Below are 17,896 nucleotides of genomic sequence, written 5' to 3' on the forward strand. Positions count from 1 at the left end.
TCGGGGACGATTCGCCCACCTCCTTGCCCCTTCAACGGTAAAATCTTGGTATGGATCCGGTCGACGGCGATCGGATCCCTTATGTGCGCCTGCCGATTCTGGGACGCTGCTACCCGAGGGAAACCTCAGTTGTTCTGTGCTGCCGCAGCAACGCCCCTCCATGGCGCACGCATCCGGAACACATATTGAGTCAAGGAGCCCCCCAACATGTTCGCTGCCCTGCTGTCAGCACTCGCCACCAACGACTTCGCCTCGCGCGCCCTCACCGCCTTCGCCAACGTGTGGTCGTGGCCGGGCTGATCGACCTGAACCCTGGTGGACGGCGCCGTGGCGGTGTGAACCGCTGCGGCGCCGTCGCGCTAGCGTGAACCAGTGACCCAGACCACGGCCGACCGGGAGCGGCGCAAGACGTCGCGCGGCCTGCGCACGTACCTTACGGTCGTCCTCGCGCTGGCGGTCGCGGTGGGAGCGCTTGCCTGGGTGTACGACCCGCCGAACGAGCTGGGTCCCCTGCTCCTGCTGTGCTTCATGGGGGTCATCAGCTTCCAGCTGCGCGAGCCGGCGGTGAGCTCGAAGTTCGGCTTCTCCTTCACCTCGATCATCCTGCTCGCCTCGGCGGTCATCTCCGGCGTGTTCGGCGCCTGGCTCGTCGGGTTCGTCTCCCTGTCGATCGACCGCAACCAGCGTCGGTGGTCGGCGACCTTCTTCAACATGTCCATGAGCAGCCTCATCGGCACGTCGATCGCGGTCGTCTACCGGCTCGTGGGAGGCAGGACTGACCCCGTCGGTCTCGACGGTGCGGTCGACCTCGCCCTCCAGGTGGGTCTTCCCCTCATCGCCGCCGACGTCGTGGGCTGCCTCGTCAACGCCGTGCTGCTCGCCGGTGTCTTCCACTTCGACCAGGGCGCGCCCGTCGGTGTCGTGCTGCGTAGCGTGCTCGCGAGCTCCGGCCTCGCGTACGTCGGCTACGGCATCATCGGGTTCCTCTTCGTCGTGCTCTGGTACCCCGTCGACCTGCGCGCCTTCAGCGCCCTGCTCGTCATGGCGCCCCTCCTCGCGGCGCGCTGGGCCTTCATCCAGTACGGCGAGGAGGTGCGGTCGCACGAGCGCACCGTCGACACCCTCGTCACGGCCCTCGGCACCAAGGAGCCGGCGGCGGTCGCCCGCAGCCGGCGCGCCGCCCGACTGGCGGAGTGGGTGGCCGAGGAGCTCGGCCTCGGCCCGGGCCAGATCGGGACGGTCCGCTACGCCGCGACCCTCCACGAGATCGGCCACCTGGGCGTTCCCACCCGACTGCTGCGCCGGCCGCCCGAGTCCCTGACGCCCGTCGAGCGCCGCGCCATCGAACGGCACTGCGTCATGGGAGCGCGCATGATCGAGGGCATCGACTTCCTCGAGGACGCGCGGTCCGGCATCCGCCACCAGAGCGAGCGCTTCGACGGATCGGGGCGCCCGGACGGCCTGGCGGGCTCGGCGATCCCCATCGCGGCCCGCATCGTCGCAGTGACGTCGGCGGTGGAGGCCCTCGTCGGCGACCCGGACGAGCCCGGTCACGCCTCGATCAGCGACGTGGCCCGTGCACTGCGGTCGGATCCGGGACGCTACGACCCCGAGGTCGTGGCCGCCACGGTCACGGCACTGGAGAAGCATGTCTGGCCGCACCCCCTCACGAGCGGCTCGGTCGCATGAGAGGGGCCGCGCGCCGCGAGCCCGTCGCCCTGGTGCTGGGCCTCGTGGGCCTGGTCGCCGCCGTCATGGGCGTGCTGCGGACCGGTGACCTCCCGGGCCTCGACGACCAGGCCGCCTTCGGTGTCGTGTGCGCCTTCGCGGTCACGATCGTGGTCGGCGAGTGGTTCCACCTCTCGGCTCCCGGCTTCCGCGGGTCGGCACCCATCGCCATGGCTGCCGCCTTCGGTCTCGCCCTCACCACCGAGATCCCCTCCGGCTCGCACGTGACGTACGGCTCCGTCCTGGTCATCGCCGCCACGGCGGTCGCCATGGCGCTCGGCACGGCCGTACGCGTCCTGGCCGGCCGCGAGACGAGCATCGTCGAGACGACGGGACGGTTCGTGTCGGTGGTCGTCGTGGCGGTGCTCTACCGCGACGTGGCCTTGGGGCAGGAGCCAGGCAGTCCGGCTCCCGCCGACCACCTGGACCCCTGGCAGCGGGCCGCGCTGATGCTCCTGACGTGCGTCGCGGCCCTCGTGGCCGACACGCTCTTCACCTCGGTGCTCCGGGCCACCTCCGCCCGCGCCAACCTCAGGCGGACCTTCGTGGAGGAGGTGCGCTCGTCGTTCGCGATGTCGATGGCCGTCGCCGTCACGGGGGTGCTCATCGCCCTGGCCGCGCCTCCCATGGGCATCGCGGCACTGCCGCTCTTCCTCATCCCGCTGGTGCTCACGCTCTTCGCGTTCCGGCGCTACGTCAGCATCCGGGCCACCTACCTGCAGAGCATCCGCACCCTGTCACGCCTCACCGATGCCGCGGGCTACACGCCGTCGGGGCATTCCGAGCGGGTGGCCGCCCTCAGCGTCCGTGTCGGCCGTGAGCTGGGCCTGTCCGAGCGCGAGCTGCTCGACCTCGAGTACGCCGCCCTGCTTCACGACATCGGTCAGGTCGCCCTCGTCGAACCGATCCCGGGTGGCGCGACGGTTCTCGCAGCGCCCGCCGACCAGCGACGCATCGAGGCCGACACCGTCGCCATCGTCCGTGAGACCCAGGTGTTCGAGAGCGTGGCTCTCATCCTCGAGCACCAGACGACTCCCTACCGGCAGGTGCGCGAGCTCGGCGAGGAGATCCCGATGACGAGCCGCATCGTCAAGGTCGTCAACGCCTACGAGGACCTCACGGCAGGGTCACGGACAGCACGCGCCCGTGACGCAGCCGTCGAGCGGATCTATCTCGGGCTGGGCTACGAGTACGACCCGCGCGTCGTCGACGCCCTGCTCAAGACGATCGGCAGCAGCAGCCAGACCGGCTGAGACTGCTGTCACACCGCGCGCCGCACACTGGGCCGCCGGCAGTCGACGTGCCAGAATGATGGCTTCGGGCAACCCCCGTCGCGAGAACGAAGCTTGCAGGCCAGATCCCCGGCACTGTTCCACCAGTGAGGGCGTCTGCCCTTTTCTTCTCCATGCGAACGAGGTGTTCCAGCATGAGTGCGTTGCCCACCAGCCAGCTCTTCGACCCGAGCGACCCGGTCTTCCGCGTCCACGAGGGCGGCAAGCTCGGGGTACACGCCACGTCGCAGCTGCGCGACGCAACCGACCTCTCCCTGCTCTACACACCGGGGGTCGCCCAGGTTTCCCTGGCCATCGCGGCCGACCCGACCCTTGCCTCGGCCTACACGTCGCGGCGCAACACCGTCGCGGTGGTCAGCGACGGCACGGCCGTGCTCGGCCTCGGTGACATCGGCCCGCTCGCCGCGATGCCGGTGATGGAGGGCAAGGCCGTCCTCTTCAAGCACTTCGCCGACGTCGATGCGGTTCCCGTGTGCATGCAGACCGGCAGCGTGGACGAGATCGTCGACGCCGTCGCCCGCATCGCACCGACCTACGGCGGCATCAACCTCGAGGACATCTCGGCACCGAGGTGCTTCGAGATCGAGAGGCGGCTGCAGGAGCAGCTGGACATCCCCGTCTTCCACGACGACCAGCACGGCACCGCGATCGTGGCACTGGCAGCGCTGATCAACGCGGTCCAGGTCGTCGACAAGCCCCTCGCCGAGGTGACGGTGGTGGTGTCCGGAGCGGGCGCGGCCGGCGTGGCCGTCAGCAAGATCCTGCTCGCCGCGGGGGTGCGTGACGTCGTCGTCGTCGACTCGCGCGGGGTCCTCGGCCCCGACCGCGACGACCTCGCGCCGCACAAGGAGGAGCTGCGTCGGCTCACCAACCCGCGCGGCGTCACCGGCGACATCGGGGAGGCCCTGTCGGGCGCCGACGTGCTCATCGGGGTCTCGGGAGGCACGGTCGCCGAGCGCGACCTGCTCCGGATGGCGCCACGTGCCGTCATCTTCGCGCTCGCGAACCCGGACCCCGAGGTGCACCCGGTCGTCGCCGCGCGCTTCGCCGAGGTGGTCGCGACGGGGCGCTCGGACTTCCCCAACCAGATCAACAACGTGCTGGCCTTCCCCGGCATCTTCCGTGGGGCGCTCGACTCCGGTGCCGGGCGGATCACCGAGGACATGAAGCTGGCCGCGGCCCGCGCCATCGCCGGTCTCGTGGAGAGCCCGACGGCGGACCACGTGGTGCCCAGCGTGTTCGACGAGCGCGTCGCGCCTGCGGTCGCGGCTGCCGTGTCGGCGCTCGCCCCCGGTGGCGGACGCCCCCCGAGGGCCTGACCCAAGCCAGCCGGTGCCGCCGGTCACTGCCCGTCAGTGGCCGGCGGTGCCGCGCCGGGGGCGGTACGACCGCAGCGTGTCCACAGCGTTCGGGCCGTACGCGTCCTGCTCCGACCCGGCCGCGACTACCCGTCGCGCTCGGCCGCGCCGTCGTCCGCGTCCTGCGCGTCCAGCGCGTCATGCCCGTCGTCAGGCGGGTCGACCAGGCCTCGCGCCGCGAGCGCCTCGCCCGTCGAGCGGGCGAAGGCGACGACGTGCACCACCGTCGGGACCACGAGTGCGCGCGGGTTGCGGTCGAGGCCGCGCGCCCGAGCGGACTGGCGCACGTCGGAGAACGAGCCGGCCACCCATGGAACCGACCGGACCACGATGCCGAGGGTCAGGGCGACCACCTCGGGATCGACCAGGCGGCGCAGCGGGCGGGCCGCTCTCGCTGCGCCGTCGAGCAGGTCCGTGACCGGCGTGGAGGCCGTGAGGATGCCGGCCGCGACGAACGCGTTGGCGATGCCGAGGACGACGCGGACGGCATACGCCAGGTCGGTCGACCACCACTGGAAGGCGAGCAGGACGACGAGGAGCGGGAGCAGGCCCTGCAGTGACCGTGCGAGCAGGCGGACGGGGAGGCGGGCGCCGGCGATGACGGCGGCGAGCACCACCGACAGGCAGGCGAGCGGCCACACCGACTGGGCCAGCCACGGCGTCGCCCCGACGAGGAGGACGCCGGTGATCTTGGCCCACAGAGGCATCCGGTGCACGAACGACGTCCCGGGCACGTGTGCGGTGAAGAGCCCGTGCGCGGTCACGACTCGTCGACCAGCGCGGTGTAGCGGGCCACCGCCTCGACCGGGGCGCCGTCGAAGACGACCCGACCTGCGTCGACGACGAGGGTCCGCTCGGCGGCCAGCGCCAGGTCGAGGTCGTGGGTGGCGACGACCACGGTCTGCGGCAGGGCGTCGAGCAGCTCGCGCAGCCGGCGCGTGTTGCGACGGTCGAGCAGGGTCGTGGGCTCGTCCAGCACCAGCAGTGCGGGGTCGGTGGCCAGGACGACGGCGAGGGCCATCAGCTGGCGCTCGCCGCCCGACAGGTCGTAGACGCTCCGGTCGCCGAGGTGGTCCACACCGAACCGCTCCAGCACCTCCTGCGCCGCCCGGCGGCGCTCGCTGCGCGACCGGTGGCGGCGACGCAGCGACAGCTCGACGTCCTCGCGTCCCGTCGGCATGACGAGCTGGGAGAGCGGGTCGGTGAAGGCGAAGGCGACGCGGCGGCGCACCCGGGCCCCATGCCGCACCGTGTCGAGGCCGTCGACCGTGACGGTTCCGGTCGTCGGCGCGACGAGCCCGTTGAGCAGGCGCAGCAAGGTCGACTTGCCCGACCCGTTGGCACCGATGACGCTGACCCGGCGCTGGTCGAGGGACAGGTCGACCGGGCCGAGGATGGTGCGAGTGAGCCGGCCGGGGGAGTCGTCGAGCGGCACCTCGACCGTGGCGGCGGCCAGTCGCACCGCGGTCACCGCCGTGTCCTCACCCACCGGTCACGGCACCGGTCGGGGAGTGCTCAAGGACGAGCCGTCGCGGCCGCACGGCGGTGCGGGCGCACGAGCACGTCGGGGAAGGCACGGTGCACCGCCACGGCGGCCAGCACCGCGACGACGTCCTTGACGAGGTCTCCGGGCAGGAACGGCAGGTCTGCGCTCACTGCGGCCGAGAGCGGCAGCCGGAGGTTGACCATGAGCCCGACGACGCCGAGGACGTGGACGACGGCGAGGCTCGTGACGAAGGAGGCGGCGACGAGCAGCGGCACCCAGAGCGCTCGGCGCGTGCGGCGCACCACGACCCGGGCCGCGAGCCCCACGACGAGCGCGGCCACGACGAACGAGACGAGGTAGCCGGCCGTGGGGCCGTTCAGCACCTGCAGCCCGGACTGGCCGCGGCTGAAGACGGGCAGGCCGACGAACCCGAGCAGCAGGTAGAGGGCCACGGCCACGGCGCCCCGGACGGGACCGAGCACGAGGCCGGTGAGCACGACCGCGAGGGTCTGCAGGGTGAGCGGCACGCCGAAGCCACCGACGGGGATGCCGGGCACGACGGCCGCGGCGACGAGCAGGGCCGTGAACACCGCGACCAGCGCCACGGACTGGGCGTCGACCGCGCGGGCCGGAGCCGTGACGGCCTCCGCCGGCGAGGCAGCCGACGGGACTGGCGACGGGCCTGCCGACGGGACTGGCGACGGGACTGGCGACGGGGCCGGTGAGACGCCCGCGGGTGCGTCGGCGGTCGATGCGGTCAGTCGGGTGTCGTCGGTCACGGCAGGACCCTACCGGGGCCCGGCGGGTGCCTCGGTCACTAAGGTGCTGGAATGCTCGCTGCCTACGCCGCCAGTCAGTCCGCGTCCGACCCTCTCTCCGGCCTCGTCGTCGGCGAGCGGCCCGACCCCGAGGCCCTGCCGGGATGGGTCGTCGTCGACCTGCGCGCGGCAGCCCTCAACCACCACGACGTGTGGTCGCTCAAGGGCGTCGGCCTCGCCCCCGACCGGTTGCCGATGGTGCTCGGCTGTGACGGCGCCGGCGTCGACCCCGACGGCAACGAGGTCATCGTCCACGCCGTGGTGCCCTCGGAGGGGTGGCGTGGTGACGAGACACTCGACCCGCGCCGCACGCTCCTGTCGGAGCTGCACGACGGCACCCTCGCCGAGAAGGTGCTCGTCCCGGCGGGCAACGTCGTGCCCAAGCCCGGGTCGATGTCGTGGGAGACCGCGGCCTGCCTCTCGACGGCGTGGCTCACGGCCTACCGGATGCTCTTCACCAACTCCGGTGTGCAGCCGGGTGGCACCGTGCTCGTGCAGGGCGCCGGCGGTGGCGTCGCCACTGCGCTCGTGCAGCTCGGTGCGGCCGCCGGCTACCGCATGTGGGCGACCTCGCGCGACGAGGCCCGCGGGGAGCGCGCCCTCGCGATCGGTGCCGACCGGGTCTTTGCCTCCGGCGAACGGCTGCCCGAGCGCGTCGACGCCGTCATGGAGACCGTCGGCGCGGCGACGTGGAGCCACTCGATCAACAGCCTGCGTCCCGGTGGCACGGTCGTGATCTCCGGCGCGACGTCGGGCGACGCCCCGGCCAAGGCGGAGCTGACGAAGATCTTCTTCAAGCAGCTGCGCGTCGTCGGGTCCACGATGGGCACCCGAGAGGAGCTCGCGCAGCTCGCCCGCCTCGTCGAGCAGCGCGGCATCGAGCCCGCCGTCGACTCGGTCATGCCACTCGCCGACGCCCGCGACGGGTTCGCGCGGATGGTCGAGGGCGACGTCTTCGGCAAGGTCGTCTTCACCGTCGGCTGACGCTGCCGGGTCTCAGCGGTGGCTCAGCCGGGGTGGGCCCCCGACACGTGCACGTCCACCGACAGCCCGTCGGCCGAGGGGGTGGCGGGCGAGCCTTCGAGCCATTCGCACCACAGGGCCGTGCACAGCCGCGACACGAGCCTCCCGAGGTCGTATGCCGTGTCGGCGCCCAGCGTGACCGTGCGCGGACCCACGTCGGCCGTGGCCGAGGGGACGCCGTGCAGCGCCACCCGGACCGCCCGCCCGACGGCGTCGAGCCTCGTGTCGTCGCCGGCCGGAGCGATGCCGACGGCGGAGGCGTCGGCGCTGCCCGGCTCGACCCCGAGTGCGGCGCGCACCGCCTCGACCCGGCCGTAGCCGAACCAGTCGCCCGGGCCCGTGCGCACCAGGTCGCGGCCGCGCGGGTGAGACTCGAGCGGCTCGGCGACGAGGACGTCCGGCAGGCCGCGGAGCAGCGCGGCCGGCACAGCCGCGACCTTGCCCTTGGCGAGGTCGGCGGCGGCTGCGATCTCGTCTGCCACCGCTCGCGTGGTGACCTCGAGCGGCTTGCCGTCTGCGTCCGCGCCGCCCCGGAGGTCGTCGAGCACGGACAGGCCGTGCGCCCCCAGCGCGAAGTCGACCTGACCCACCCGCCACGGCCGGCCGGCGGTGTCGCTGAGGACGACGCCGACGCGTACGCCGTGGCGCTCGAGCAGGCGGTCGTGCAGGTGCTCGCAGACGGCGTCGGGGTCGTGGGGGAGCAGCAGCCAGCCACCCCGAGCGCCCGTGTTGGATCCGTCGACGCCGGCGGCCGCCATGATCGGGCCCGCCTTGGCCCGCACGATGCGGGTGACCCGGTCGCCGACCGCACGCTCCGCGACGACGTACTCGGTCTCGGCGCGCACGACGCGGTCCTTGTCGGGGTCGTGCGTCACGAGACCCAGGGCCTTGCTCGCGATCTTGCTCGAGACGACGAGCACGTCGCCGTCGGCGAGCGAGACGCCCGCGTGGTCGAGGCCCAGCTGGATGACGTCCGCGAGGTCGTCGCCCTCGCCCACCTCGGGTATGCCGGTGAGCGGGGTGATCGTGATGGTCCCGCTCACGCGGGGGCTCGCTCGGCGCGCAGCCGCAGCCCGAGGTCGAGGGCGGCGCCCGCCATGTCCGCGGCGGCCTCGACGGAGCTCATGAGCAGCGGGCGGCGCACGACCTCCAGGCCGCGCCGATCGGGCATCGGGTCCTCCTCGTCGACGAGCCAGCCGTCGAGGAAGTCGGAGTAGAGCCCGGCCACGCCGGCGCTGCTCTCGTCGACGCCGATGGTGCGCAGGCACACGTCGGCGTGACCGCGCACCGGGCGTCCGTCGACGAGCGGCGAGACGCCCACGACAGGCGCCCGGGTGCCGCGCAGGGCGTCACGCACCCCGGGCACGCCGAGGATGATGCCGATGGAGACGACGGGGTTGCTCGGCGGCAGGACGACGACGTCCGCCTCGCGGATGGCCTCGAGCACGCCGGGGGCCGGCGTCGCCCGGTCGAGGCCGGCGACGACGAAGCGCTCGGCCGGCAGCTCGGCGCGGTGCCTCACCCACCACTCCTGGAAGTGGATCGCGCGCTGCCCGCCGTCACCGCTGCCGTCGTCGCCCTCCGCCGACACGACCACGTGGGTCTCGACGGGGGTGTCGGTCATCGGCAGCAGGGTCACCCCGAGCTCGCCCAGCCCCCAGCGTGCCGAGAGCCGCTCTGTGACCGCGCTCAGCGGCATACCCTGGCCGAGCAGCTGCGAGCGGTAGACGTGCGTGGCGAAGTCCTTGTCTCCCAGGGTGAACCACTGCGGCTCGGCCCCCAGCGCGGCCAGCTCGCCCGCGAGGCTGTGCGTCTCGTCGGCACGACCCCAGCCCTGACCCTCGTGGATGCCGCCGCCGAGCGTGTAGAGCAGCGTGTCGATGTCGGGGCAGACCCGCAGGCCGAAGAGGGTGATGTCGTCACCGGTGTTGCCGATGACCGTCAGCTCGACCGGTTCGGCCGCATCGGGGGAGTGCCCGTCGGGGCGGGAGGCACGGACGTGGTGGAGCAGGCCGCGGAGGAACCGGGCGCCGCCCACTCCTCCGGCCAGGGCGGTGATGCGCATGCACCGATCCTCTCAGCAGGAGCCGTGCGTGCCGTCGCGCGGGGTGCATGCCGACATTTCCGACAGCGAATATCACCAACTCGCTTGACGTGGGGGGTATGACACGCATGTAATTTCATTGTTGTATTCGTTGGTTCCGCAGACGCTGTGAAGATCGGGGCAGTTCGTCCGATTCCTACAGAAAACGGGTTCAGGCGGGTACAGCATGTGCTGACACAAGAGGAGTCAGGGTCGAGGAGGGGTCATGCACGAGCTGATGGTGGTTTGGTCGGACACGGGCGAGCAGGAGGGTGAGCTCTCCTGGCAGGAGCGCTCGCTCTGCGCCCAGACCGACCCGGAGGCGTTCTTCCCGGAGAAGGGCGGCTCCACGCGCGAGGCCAAGAAGGTCTGCGTCGGTTGCGAGGTGCGGTCCGAGTGCCTCGAGTACGCCCTTTCCAATGACGAGCGGTTCGGCATCTGGGGTGGGCTTTCCGAGCGGGAGCGCCGCAAGCTGAAGAAGCGCGCGGTCTGACCGTGAGGTACGAACCCGGCACCCAGCCCTTCACGCTGGTGTCCGGGTGAAGGTAGCTGCTGTGCCCGACGAGCTCACCGAAGACCGAAACACCCCCGCCGGAGCGGGGAGTGTGTCGCCGATGTCGTTGCCTGCCCCTCCCTCCACCGGGCAGCGACCGAGTGCGACGGTCGACGCGATCGTCATCGTGCACAACGGAGCTGCGTGGCTGGCGCAGTGTCTCGACGGCCTGGCCGCCCAGACGCTGCCGCCAGCGCGGCTCGTCGTCGTCGACGTCGCGAGCACCGACACCTCGGTCGCCATCGCGACGGCGCACCCGGGCGTGCGCGAGAGGATCGGCTCCGTCGAGGTGCTCCCACTCGAGTCCCGCGTGCCCGTCGGCCGCGCCATCGAGCGCGGCATGTCCCGGCTCCCCGTCGGAGACGACGCGTCGACGAGCTGGGTCTGGGTGCTGCACGACGACACCGTCCCGCGGCGCAACGCCCTCGCGCAGCTGCTTCAGGCCGGCCTGAGCTCGAAGTCCGTCGGCGTCGCCGGCCCCAAGATCGTCAGCTGGGAGGACCCGCGCCGTCTCGTCGAGATGGGCATCCAGATCACGCGCACCGGCCGACGACTGGCGTCGCCCGCCCGCGGCGAGGCCGACCAGGGACAGTACGACCACCGTGCCGACGTGCTCGCCGTCAGCACGAGTGGCATGCTCGTCCGGCGCTCCGCCTACGACGACCTCGGCGGGTTCGACCCCGCCTTCGTCGAGCACGGCGCCGACCTCGACTTCGGCTGGCGGGCCCAGCTCGCCGGCCACCGAGTTGTCGTGGTGCCCGCGGCCGTGGTCCGCGACGCCTCGGCCGGCCTCGACGGTGAGCGCCCGGGCGGCGCCCGCCCCAGGGAGCTCGAACGTCGTGCCCGACGTGCGTCCCGGCAGGTCACCCTCGCTCGCTGCTCGCCGTTCGCGGCACCGTTCCTCGCGCTCTGGATGGCGCTCTCGGCCGTGGTCGCCTCGCTGACCCTGCTCGTGGCCAAACGGCCGCGGCAGGCCTGGCGCGAGCTGACCGACGTCTCGGCCCTGTTCCACCCCTTCGCCACGCTCGCCGCCCGCTGGCGCGGTCGGCGTACCAAGCGCCTGCGCCGTGACCACCTCGGCACGCTGTTCGTGCCGCCGGGTGTCGCGGCCCGCACCACCGTCGACCACATCCAGGACGCCATCACTCCCGAGCGTGCGCGGGTGCGTCGCGAGGCGGCGACCACCACCGAGACCGGGCCCGTCGCCGACGAGTCCGAGTCGCTCGACCACCTGCCGGCATCGCTGCCCAGGCGCATCGTCAGCCACCCCGGGTTCCTCGCCGTCGCCGCCGTGCTCGTCGCCACCGTCGTGGCCTGGCGTGACGCGATCCGCACCGGCGCCCTCTCGCCGACCCACACGGGAGTCGCCGGCGGAGAGCTGCGTCCCGTCACCTCCGGCTCCTCAGGGCTCTGGCACGCGTTCCGTGACGCCTGGCACGGCGCCGGACTCGGCACCGGGGCCGACTCGGGGCCGCACCTCGCCGTCCTCTCGCTGCTGACCTGGCTCGCCGAGCGGGTGCCCGGCGTGGCCGAGAGCCGATCGAGCGCCGGGGTCACCATCGCCTGGCTGCTCTTCCTCGCCCCCGTCGTCGCGGCGTGGTCCGCCTACCTCGCCGCACGCGTCGTCACGCAGGCCCGCGTGGCCCGCGCGCTCGGCGCCGTCGCCTGGGGCACCGCCGGCGTCGCCGCGGGCGGCATCGCGCAGGGCCGCGTCAGCGTCGCCGTGGTGCACGTGCTCCTGCCCTTCGTGCTGGCCGGCTACTGCCTCGCGGGGCGCCGCGACGGCACCTTCACCGCCACCTTCGCCACGGCGCTCGCGACGGCGGTGCTGGGCGCCTTCGCCCCGCCGCTGCTCGGGCTCTCCGCCTTCGCCGCGTTCGTGCTGCTGGTCCTCGGGCCGGGCCTGCGCCGGGCGCGCGCTCTCGTCCTCCTCGTCGTCCCGGCCGCCCTGCTCGGCCCCTGGTCCGCGCGCTTCGTCGAGGACTGGCGACTGCTGCTCTCCGGCCCCGGCCTCCTGTCGACGTCCGACGACCGCGGCCCCTGGGGCGTCCTCGCCGTCGTGCTCGGCCAGCCGGGCGGTGTCGGCGTCGCGGTCTGGCTCGGGGCACCGCTCGTGTTCCTGGCACTCCTCGGGTTCGCCGTCCGTGGCCGCAGCCGCGCCGAGTCGGTCGGGCTCGCCGCCGGCTCGCTCGTGGCGCTGCTGGGGCTGGCGGGGGCTCTCGCCTCGCAGGTCGTCGTGCTCGGCTCGGCCGAGACCGGCGTCGGCGAGTCACGGCCCGCCCACCTGTGGGCGGGGCTCGGCGTCCAGCTCTGGCTGGCCGGGCTCCTCGTCGGCCTGCTGGCCGGCAGCCGGCCCGTCCTCGCCTCACTGCGACGGCCCGGCCGCCGCTGGGGCTTCGCGGCGGCGGTCGGCGCCGCCACCCTCGCGATGCTCCCGCTCCTCACGACCGCCGGCCTCCAGGCGTACGACGGTCTCGGACGCACCCTGTCCGTCGGCCAGGCGACCCTGCCTGCCGTCGCCGTCGAGCAGGGCAGCGGCCCGCTCGGCAACCGACTGCTCGTCCTGCGCCCGTCCGACGAGGTCGTCGACTTCGTGCTGGCCGGGCAGGAGCCGGGCGAGGTGCTGCGCGACCTCGACCGGGCTCCCGACGCCGACGACGCCCCTCTCGTCGAGGCGGTCGCGAACATCGTGGGCGGTCGAGGTGCCAACTCGCTCGACTCCGCCGCGCTGGCCCGTCTGGGCATCGGCTTCGTGCAGGTCGGGGCGACCGGCGACTCCCCCCTGACCCGACGTCTCGACTCCTCCGCAGGGCTCAGCCGGCTGGGCGCGAGCGAACGGGGCATCCTCTGGAAGGTGCAGCCGCTGCCCGGTCCGAACGGCGCCTCGGTCGCGCCGGCCCCGTCCCGGGCACGGCTCGTCGACGCCGACGGAGCCCTGCTCCAGGTCGTCCCCACGACCGGACCGCACGGCGCGGTCGAGACCACGCTGCCGGCAGGCTCGGGCCGACGGCTGCTCGTGATGGCCGAGCCGACCGAGTGGTCGGGTCAGGCCGTCGTCACCTTCGACGGTCGCCGCCTCGACCCCGTCCCGGGCGCGACCCAGCCGACGTATGCCGTGCCGCCGACGTCGGGCGACCTCGTCGTCGACCTCGCCGCCGCACAGCCCTGGTGGCGCCTGGGCCAGGCCCTGCTCGTGGGCCTCGTCGTCTTCCTCGCCGTGCCCTTCGGCAACCGCCGCTCGAGGAGGCGCTCGTGAACAACACGTCCGGCATCGTCCGGGTCGCATCGGTCGCCCTCGTCGCCGCCGCGCTCGCCGTCGGCGCGACGCGCGTCGGGGCCTCGGGGGCTTCGGTGCAGCTCGCCTCCGCCGACGAACGTGCCGGCCTGCCGGAGTCGTCGAGCGTGCTCGTCGACGAGGCCGCCCTGGTGTGCCCGGGCCAGCAACGTCTCGGCGCCGTCGGCCTGCGCGACGTCGCGGGCACCGTCTCCGTGGCCGCGGCGGCCCCGGAGGTCGGCGTCGTCGCGGGAGCGGCTGCGGGCGCCAGCGGGTCGGTCCGGCTGTCGCTCGGCACGTCGGCGACCGGCCTCGCGCAGTCCTCGTCGGCGGGCAGCCCTGCCACTGCTGACGTCTCGACGCCGGACCTGGTGGTCGCAGCGGCCAGCGGCGCCCTCGCGCCGGGCCTCGTCGCCACCCAGGTATGGAGGCACACGGGCGACGACGACCGAGGCCTGGCCCTGACCCCGTGCCAGCTGCCGTCGTCCGACGTCTGGCTGGTGGGTGGCGGGGCGGGCGCGTCCCGCACCGAGCGCGTCATCGTGAGCAACCCGGGCGCCAACGCCGTCTCCGTGTCGCTCGACGTCCTGGGTCGCTCGGGCCGCGTCGAGGGCTCCGCCGATCGCAGCATCCCGATCCCACCGCTGTCCCGACAGGTCATCTCGCTCGACGCGATCGCGCCCGCCGAGGCCGGCCCGGTCGTCCATGTCGTGGCCACGGGAGGCGTCGTGTCGGCCGTCCTCGACGACCAGTGGATCTCCGGCGCCACCGGACGCGGCATCGACGACGCCACGCGGGCTGCCTCGCCCGGCACCGACCTCGTCGTCCCGGGCATCGAGGCCGCCCCCCAGGTGCTGCTGCGCCTCGCGAACCCCGGCGACACGGAAGCCCTCGCCCAGGTGCGTCTGCTCGGTGCGAAGGGCGTCGAGCAGCCCGCCGCGCTGCGCGCGGTCCGGGTGCCGGCAGGGTCGACGCTCGACGTGCCGGTCGCGGTGTCGTCGGCCTCGGCCATCGGCATCCGGTCCGACCAGCCGCTGGTCGGGGCCGCGTGGTCCGAGCGCCGCGCGACCACCGGCGACCAGATGGGCGACTTCGCCTGGGCCCCCGCCACGCCCGCCATCCGCGGCGTCGCGGGCGTGCTCCTGCCGGGGCTGCCAACCGCCACGAAACGTCTTCTGCTCACGGCTGGTCCGGCCCAGAGCACGGTCACCGTCCGGCGGTCGGGTGCGGGCGCGTCGAAGGTCTCCACGGTGACCGTGGCCCCCGACTCGACGACCGTCGTCGATGTCGGCCCCGCCTCGGGCGTCTGGGTGACGCCGGTCGAGGGGACCGTGCGGGCCGCCCTGTCCGTGACGGGTCAGGACGGAGGGGTGCCGTTCTACTCGGTGGCCCCGCTGGTCGATGCCCCCGTGAGGGCGCTCTCGGTGCCGGTGCGCCAGGTGCGCAACTGACGCGCGGTCTCCGTACGGTCTGAAAGGAGACAGGTCGACCGGGCCGGTCGGCTCACTCGCCGAAGCCGGGGTCGAGCTCCTCGGGGGAGACCCCGAGGAGCCCCGCGACCTGCTCGGTGACGATGTCGGCGACGAGCGCTGCGACGTCGCGCCGGTCGGTCACCCGGGTCTCGACCGGGCGGCGGTAGACGACGATGCGGGCCGGGCGGGCGTTGGTCGCGGGGTAGAGCCGCCCCAGCGGCACCTCCCGGTGGTCCCAGGGCGCGGGACCCCGCGGGACGTCCTCGACCGCGAACTCCACGGCGGGGAAGGCGCGGCCGCACGTGGCCTCGAGGCGGGCCGCGGCATCGAGCACGAAGTCGTCGAACTCGTCGCGGCGCGAGGTCATGGCGGGAACCGGCGGCCAGGCCAGCGGGCCCCGGCGGCCCCGCCCGTGACGGTCACGTCGCCGGCGTCGCGCTGGCGTGCGGGGCGAGACGGTGTCCACACCTCCACTCTAGATCGCGACCCGGGAGCGCGGTCGCACCGAACCGCCGGACCGCCGACCGCCCTCGACGACGGCGTTCCGGCGGCCGACGCCGTCGGTGCTGGAGTGCCGGCGGCCCGGGCCGCGGAGACCTCACGAGGCGGCGGACGGCGTGGTGTTTCGTCCTCGGCGCGGGCGCGGGCTAGAGTCCCGGATCGTGGGTCTGACACGTGGTTGCTCGAAGACGGGATGCGCTCGCCCGGCCGTCGCGACCCTGACCTACGCCTATGCCGACCGGGCCGTCGTCGTCGGTCCGCTCGCGACGTACGCCGAGCCGCACACGTACGACCTGTGCCTCGAGCACGCCGAGCGCATGACCGCGCCGCGGGGCTGGGAGGTCGTCCGCGTCGGTGGGGAGTTCCCCGAGCCCGCGCTGGCCGCCGACGACCTGCTCGCCCTGGCCGATGCCGTGCGCGAGGCCGGCCGCCCCCGCGCCCCACGCGGCAGCGACCCCCGCACCGCCTCCCGCGGCCAGGCCGACGCGGAGGCCGGTTCCGGCGCCGTCGAGTCGGGCCGTCGTGGACACCTGCGCATCCTCAAGGACTCCTGAGCACTAGGGTGTTCGGCGTGCCTCGCCTCGCAGACTTCGTCAAGGCCTACGACGTACGCGGAACCGTGCCCGACCAGCTCTCCCCGGCGGTCGCGCAGGCGCTGGGAGCCGCCTTCGCCGAGGTGGTGGCCGTTCCCGACGGGTCCGCCGGCATCGTCATCGGCCACGACATGCGCCCGAGCTCGCCCGAGCTCTCCGCGGCCTTCGCCGCCGGGGTGACCTCGCGCGGCGTCGACGTCACGATGATCGGCCTGTGCTCCACCGACGGCCTCTACTACGCGAGCGGTGCCCTCGACCTGCCCGGTGCGATGTTCACGGCGAGCCACAACCCGGCGCAGTACAACGGCATCAAGCTCTGCCGCTCGGCCGCCCGCCCGGTCGGGCAGGACTCCGGCCTGGCCGAGATCCGCGACCTCGCCCAGTGGATGCTCGACGGCGGCTCGGGCCTCGCCCAGCCCGTCGGCGGACCCGGCACGGTGACGACCCGCGACCTGCTCGGCGACTACGCCGCCTTCCTCCGTGGGCTCGTCGACCTCTCCGGCTCCCGCCCCCTCAAGGTCGTCGTCGACGCCGGCAACGGCATGGGCGGCCACACCGTGCCCGCGGTCCTCGGCACGGGCGCCGGGCTGCCCGCGCTGCCGCTCGAGGTCGTCCCGCTCTACTTCGAGCTCGACGGCACGTTCCCCAACCACGAGGCCAACCCGCTCGACCCGGCCAACCTCGTCGACCTGCAGGCCGCGGTGCGCGAGCACGGTGCCGACATCGGCCTCGCCTTCGACGGCGACGCCGACCGCTGCTTCGTCGTCGACGCCGACGGCGAGCCCGTGTCACCGAGCGCGGTCACGGGGCTCGTGGCCGTGCGCGAGATCGCCCGCGCCCGTGAGGGCGGCGACACCGACGTCGCGATCGTGCACAACGTCATCTCGAGCGCCGCAGTGCGTGAGGTCGTCCTCGAGGCCGACGCCACCCCGGTGCGCACTCGGGTCGGCCACTCCTTCATCAAGGCCGAGATGGCCCGCGCCGGAGCCGTCTTCGGCGGCGAGCACTCCGCCCACTACTACTTCCGCGACTTCTGGTTCGCCGACACCGGCATGCTCGCCGCGCTGCACGTGCTGTCGGCCCTTGGCGAGCAGGAGCGCCCGCTGTCCGAGCTCTGCGCCGCCTACGAGCGCTACGTCGCGTCGGGCGAGATCAACTCGACCGTCACCGACCAGGCCGCCGTCGTCGAGCAGGTGCGCGCCTGGGCCAAGGTGCGTGGCGCCGGCACCGACGAGCTCGACGGCCTGACGGTGACCAGCCCCGAGGGCCAGTCACCGACCTGGTGGTTCAACGTGCGCGCCTCCAACACCGAGCCGCTGCTGCGCCTCAACGTCGAGGCTGCCGACCGTGAGACGATGCAGGACGTGCGCGACGAGCTGCTCGCCCTGATCCGCTCGGACGCCACCGCCGCCACAGACGACCGGAGCGGGTCCACCACCGGCTCCACCACCAGCTCCACCACCAGCTCCACCACTCAGGACGCAGGAGACGCTTCGTGACCCAGAGCCACCAGACCATCGAGCCGTGGCTGCGCGGGATCATCCGCTGCCCGCAGTGCAAGGGCGAGGTCGCCGACGTGGCGGCCGCACCCGGCGGCGCCGAGCTCGTCGAGCTGCGCTGCGACACCTGCCACCTCGCCTACCCCGTCGAGGGTGGCGTCCCGGTCCTGCTCGTCGACCTCGCCCGCCGCACCGACGGCTGAGTTCCGTGGGCGC

Annotated in this window: 16 protein-coding genes; 10 read left to right on the forward strand and 6 right to left on the reverse strand. The window is 73.6% G+C overall.

The genetic code is table 11. From position 1 onward, the window contains the following. Positions 1 to 372: 372 nt before the first annotated feature. The 3 genes from ACYVNR_RS07155 (at position 373) to ACYVNR_RS07165 (ending at position 4,339) form a co-directional block, all read left to right on the forward strand. Entirely contained in the window at positions 373 to 1,689 is a 1,317-nt protein-coding gene (locus tag ACYVNR_RS07155; RefSeq protein ID WP_461047510.1) for an HD-GYP domain-containing protein, read from the forward strand. Continuing rightward, positions 1,686 to 2,981, forward strand: a complete 1,296-nt coding sequence (locus ACYVNR_RS07160; protein ID WP_458798436.1) for an HD-GYP domain-containing protein — start codon at positions 1,686 to 1,688, stop codon at positions 2,979 to 2,981. The genes ACYVNR_RS07155 and ACYVNR_RS07160 overlap by 4 nt, the downstream gene beginning before the upstream one ends. 173 nt (positions 2,982 to 3,154) lie before the next feature. Then, on the forward strand, positions 3,155 to 4,339 hold the full coding sequence (locus tag ACYVNR_RS07165) for an NAD(P)-dependent malic enzyme (protein ID WP_458798435.1): 1,185 nt from the start codon (positions 3,155 to 3,157) through the stop codon (positions 4,337 to 4,339). Positions 4,340 to 4,464: 125 nt separating this feature from the next. Here the strand turns inward: ACYVNR_RS07165 and ACYVNR_RS07170 are convergent, their stop codons facing one another. Genes ACYVNR_RS07170 through ACYVNR_RS07180 form a run of 3 tightly spaced genes read right to left on the reverse strand, consistent with a single transcriptional unit; the run spans position 4,465 to position 6,643 of the window. Then, positions 4,465 to 5,142 carry an energy-coupling factor transporter transmembrane component T family protein gene (locus ACYVNR_RS07170; protein ID WP_458798434.1) on the reverse strand — a complete coding sequence of 226 codons (678 nt, stop codon included), beginning with the start codon at positions 5,140 to 5,142 and terminating at the stop codon, positions 4,465 to 4,467. Further along, a complete protein-coding gene (locus ACYVNR_RS07175; RefSeq protein WP_458798433.1) occupies positions 5,139 to 5,849 on the reverse strand; it encodes an energy-coupling factor ABC transporter ATP-binding protein in 711 nt (236 codons plus the stop codon). The genes ACYVNR_RS07170 and ACYVNR_RS07175 overlap by 4 nt, the downstream gene beginning before the upstream one ends. 44 nt (positions 5,850 to 5,893) lie before the next feature. Further along, entirely contained in the window at positions 5,894 to 6,643 is a 750-nt protein-coding gene (locus ACYVNR_RS07180; RefSeq protein WP_461047513.1) for a biotin transporter BioY, read from the reverse strand. Positions 6,644 to 6,694: 51 nt separating this feature from the next. On the opposite strand from ACYVNR_RS07180, the gene ACYVNR_RS07185 reads away from it, so the two are divergent. After that, the gene (locus ACYVNR_RS07185) at positions 6,695 to 7,666 is read left to right on the forward strand and encodes a zinc-binding dehydrogenase (protein WP_461047515.1); all 972 of its coding nucleotides are present in this window, start codon (positions 6,695 to 6,697) and stop codon (positions 7,664 to 7,666) included. A gap of 23 nt (positions 7,667 to 7,689) precedes the next feature. Here ACYVNR_RS07185 and ACYVNR_RS07190 read toward each other — a convergent pair whose 3' ends face one another. Further along, entirely contained in the window at positions 7,690 to 8,748 is a 1,059-nt protein-coding gene (locus tag ACYVNR_RS07190) for a coenzyme F420-0:L-glutamate ligase (RefSeq protein ID WP_458798430.1), read from the reverse strand. After that, entirely contained in the window at positions 8,745 to 9,770 is a 1,026-nt protein-coding gene (gene cofD, locus ACYVNR_RS07195) for a 2-phospho-L-lactate transferase (protein WP_461047518.1), read from the reverse strand. Before cofD ends, ACYVNR_RS07190 begins: the two co-directional genes overlap by 4 nt. A 244-nt stretch (positions 9,771 to 10,014) precedes the next feature. Between cofD and ACYVNR_RS07200 the strand changes: the two genes are divergently transcribed. The 3 genes from ACYVNR_RS07200 (at position 10,015) to ACYVNR_RS07210 (ending at position 15,066) form a co-directional block, all read left to right on the forward strand. Then, on the forward strand, positions 10,015 to 10,281 hold the full coding sequence (locus ACYVNR_RS07200) for a WhiB family transcriptional regulator (protein WP_020143018.1): 267 nt from the start codon (positions 10,015 to 10,017) through the stop codon (positions 10,279 to 10,281). Between the two features lie 121 nt (positions 10,282 to 10,402). Then, entirely contained in the window at positions 10,403 to 13,597 is a 3,195-nt protein-coding gene (locus tag ACYVNR_RS07205) for a glycosyltransferase family 2 protein (RefSeq protein ID WP_461047520.1), read from the forward strand. Beyond that, positions 13,594 to 15,066, forward strand: a complete 1,473-nt coding sequence (locus ACYVNR_RS07210; RefSeq protein ID WP_461047522.1) for a DUF5719 family protein — start codon at positions 13,594 to 13,596, stop codon at positions 15,064 to 15,066. The genes ACYVNR_RS07205 and ACYVNR_RS07210 overlap by 4 nt, the downstream gene beginning before the upstream one ends. A gap of 52 nt (positions 15,067 to 15,118) precedes the next feature. Here the strand turns inward: ACYVNR_RS07210 and ACYVNR_RS07215 are convergent, their stop codons facing one another. Continuing rightward, positions 15,119 to 15,454 (reverse strand): metallopeptidase family protein, encoded by a 336-nt coding sequence (locus tag ACYVNR_RS07215; RefSeq protein ID WP_045193300.1) that lies wholly within the window; start codon positions 15,452 to 15,454, stop codon positions 15,119 to 15,121. Positions 15,455 to 15,749: 295 nt separating this feature from the next. On the opposite strand from ACYVNR_RS07215, the gene ACYVNR_RS07220 reads away from it, so the two are divergent. Genes ACYVNR_RS07220 through ACYVNR_RS07230 form a run of 3 tightly spaced genes read left to right on the forward strand, consistent with a single transcriptional unit; the run spans position 15,750 to position 17,883 of the window. Then, positions 15,750 to 16,142, forward strand: a complete 393-nt coding sequence (locus ACYVNR_RS07220; RefSeq protein ID WP_045193302.1) for a DUF3499 domain-containing protein — start codon at positions 15,750 to 15,752, stop codon at positions 16,140 to 16,142. A gap of 8 nt (positions 16,143 to 16,150) precedes the next feature. Beyond that, positions 16,151 to 17,680, forward strand: coding sequence for a phosphomannomutase/phosphoglucomutase (locus tag ACYVNR_RS07225; protein WP_458798426.1), 1,530 nt, complete (start codon positions 16,151 to 16,153; stop codon positions 17,678 to 17,680). Continuing rightward, positions 17,677 to 17,883, forward strand: a complete 207-nt coding sequence (locus ACYVNR_RS07230) for a Trm112 family protein (protein ID WP_458798425.1) — start codon at positions 17,677 to 17,679, stop codon at positions 17,881 to 17,883. The genes ACYVNR_RS07225 and ACYVNR_RS07230 overlap by 4 nt, the downstream gene beginning before the upstream one ends. Positions 17,884 to 17,896 lie beyond the last annotated feature (13 nt).

The sequence above is a fragment of the Terrabacter koreensis genome (genome assembly GCF_054783315.1).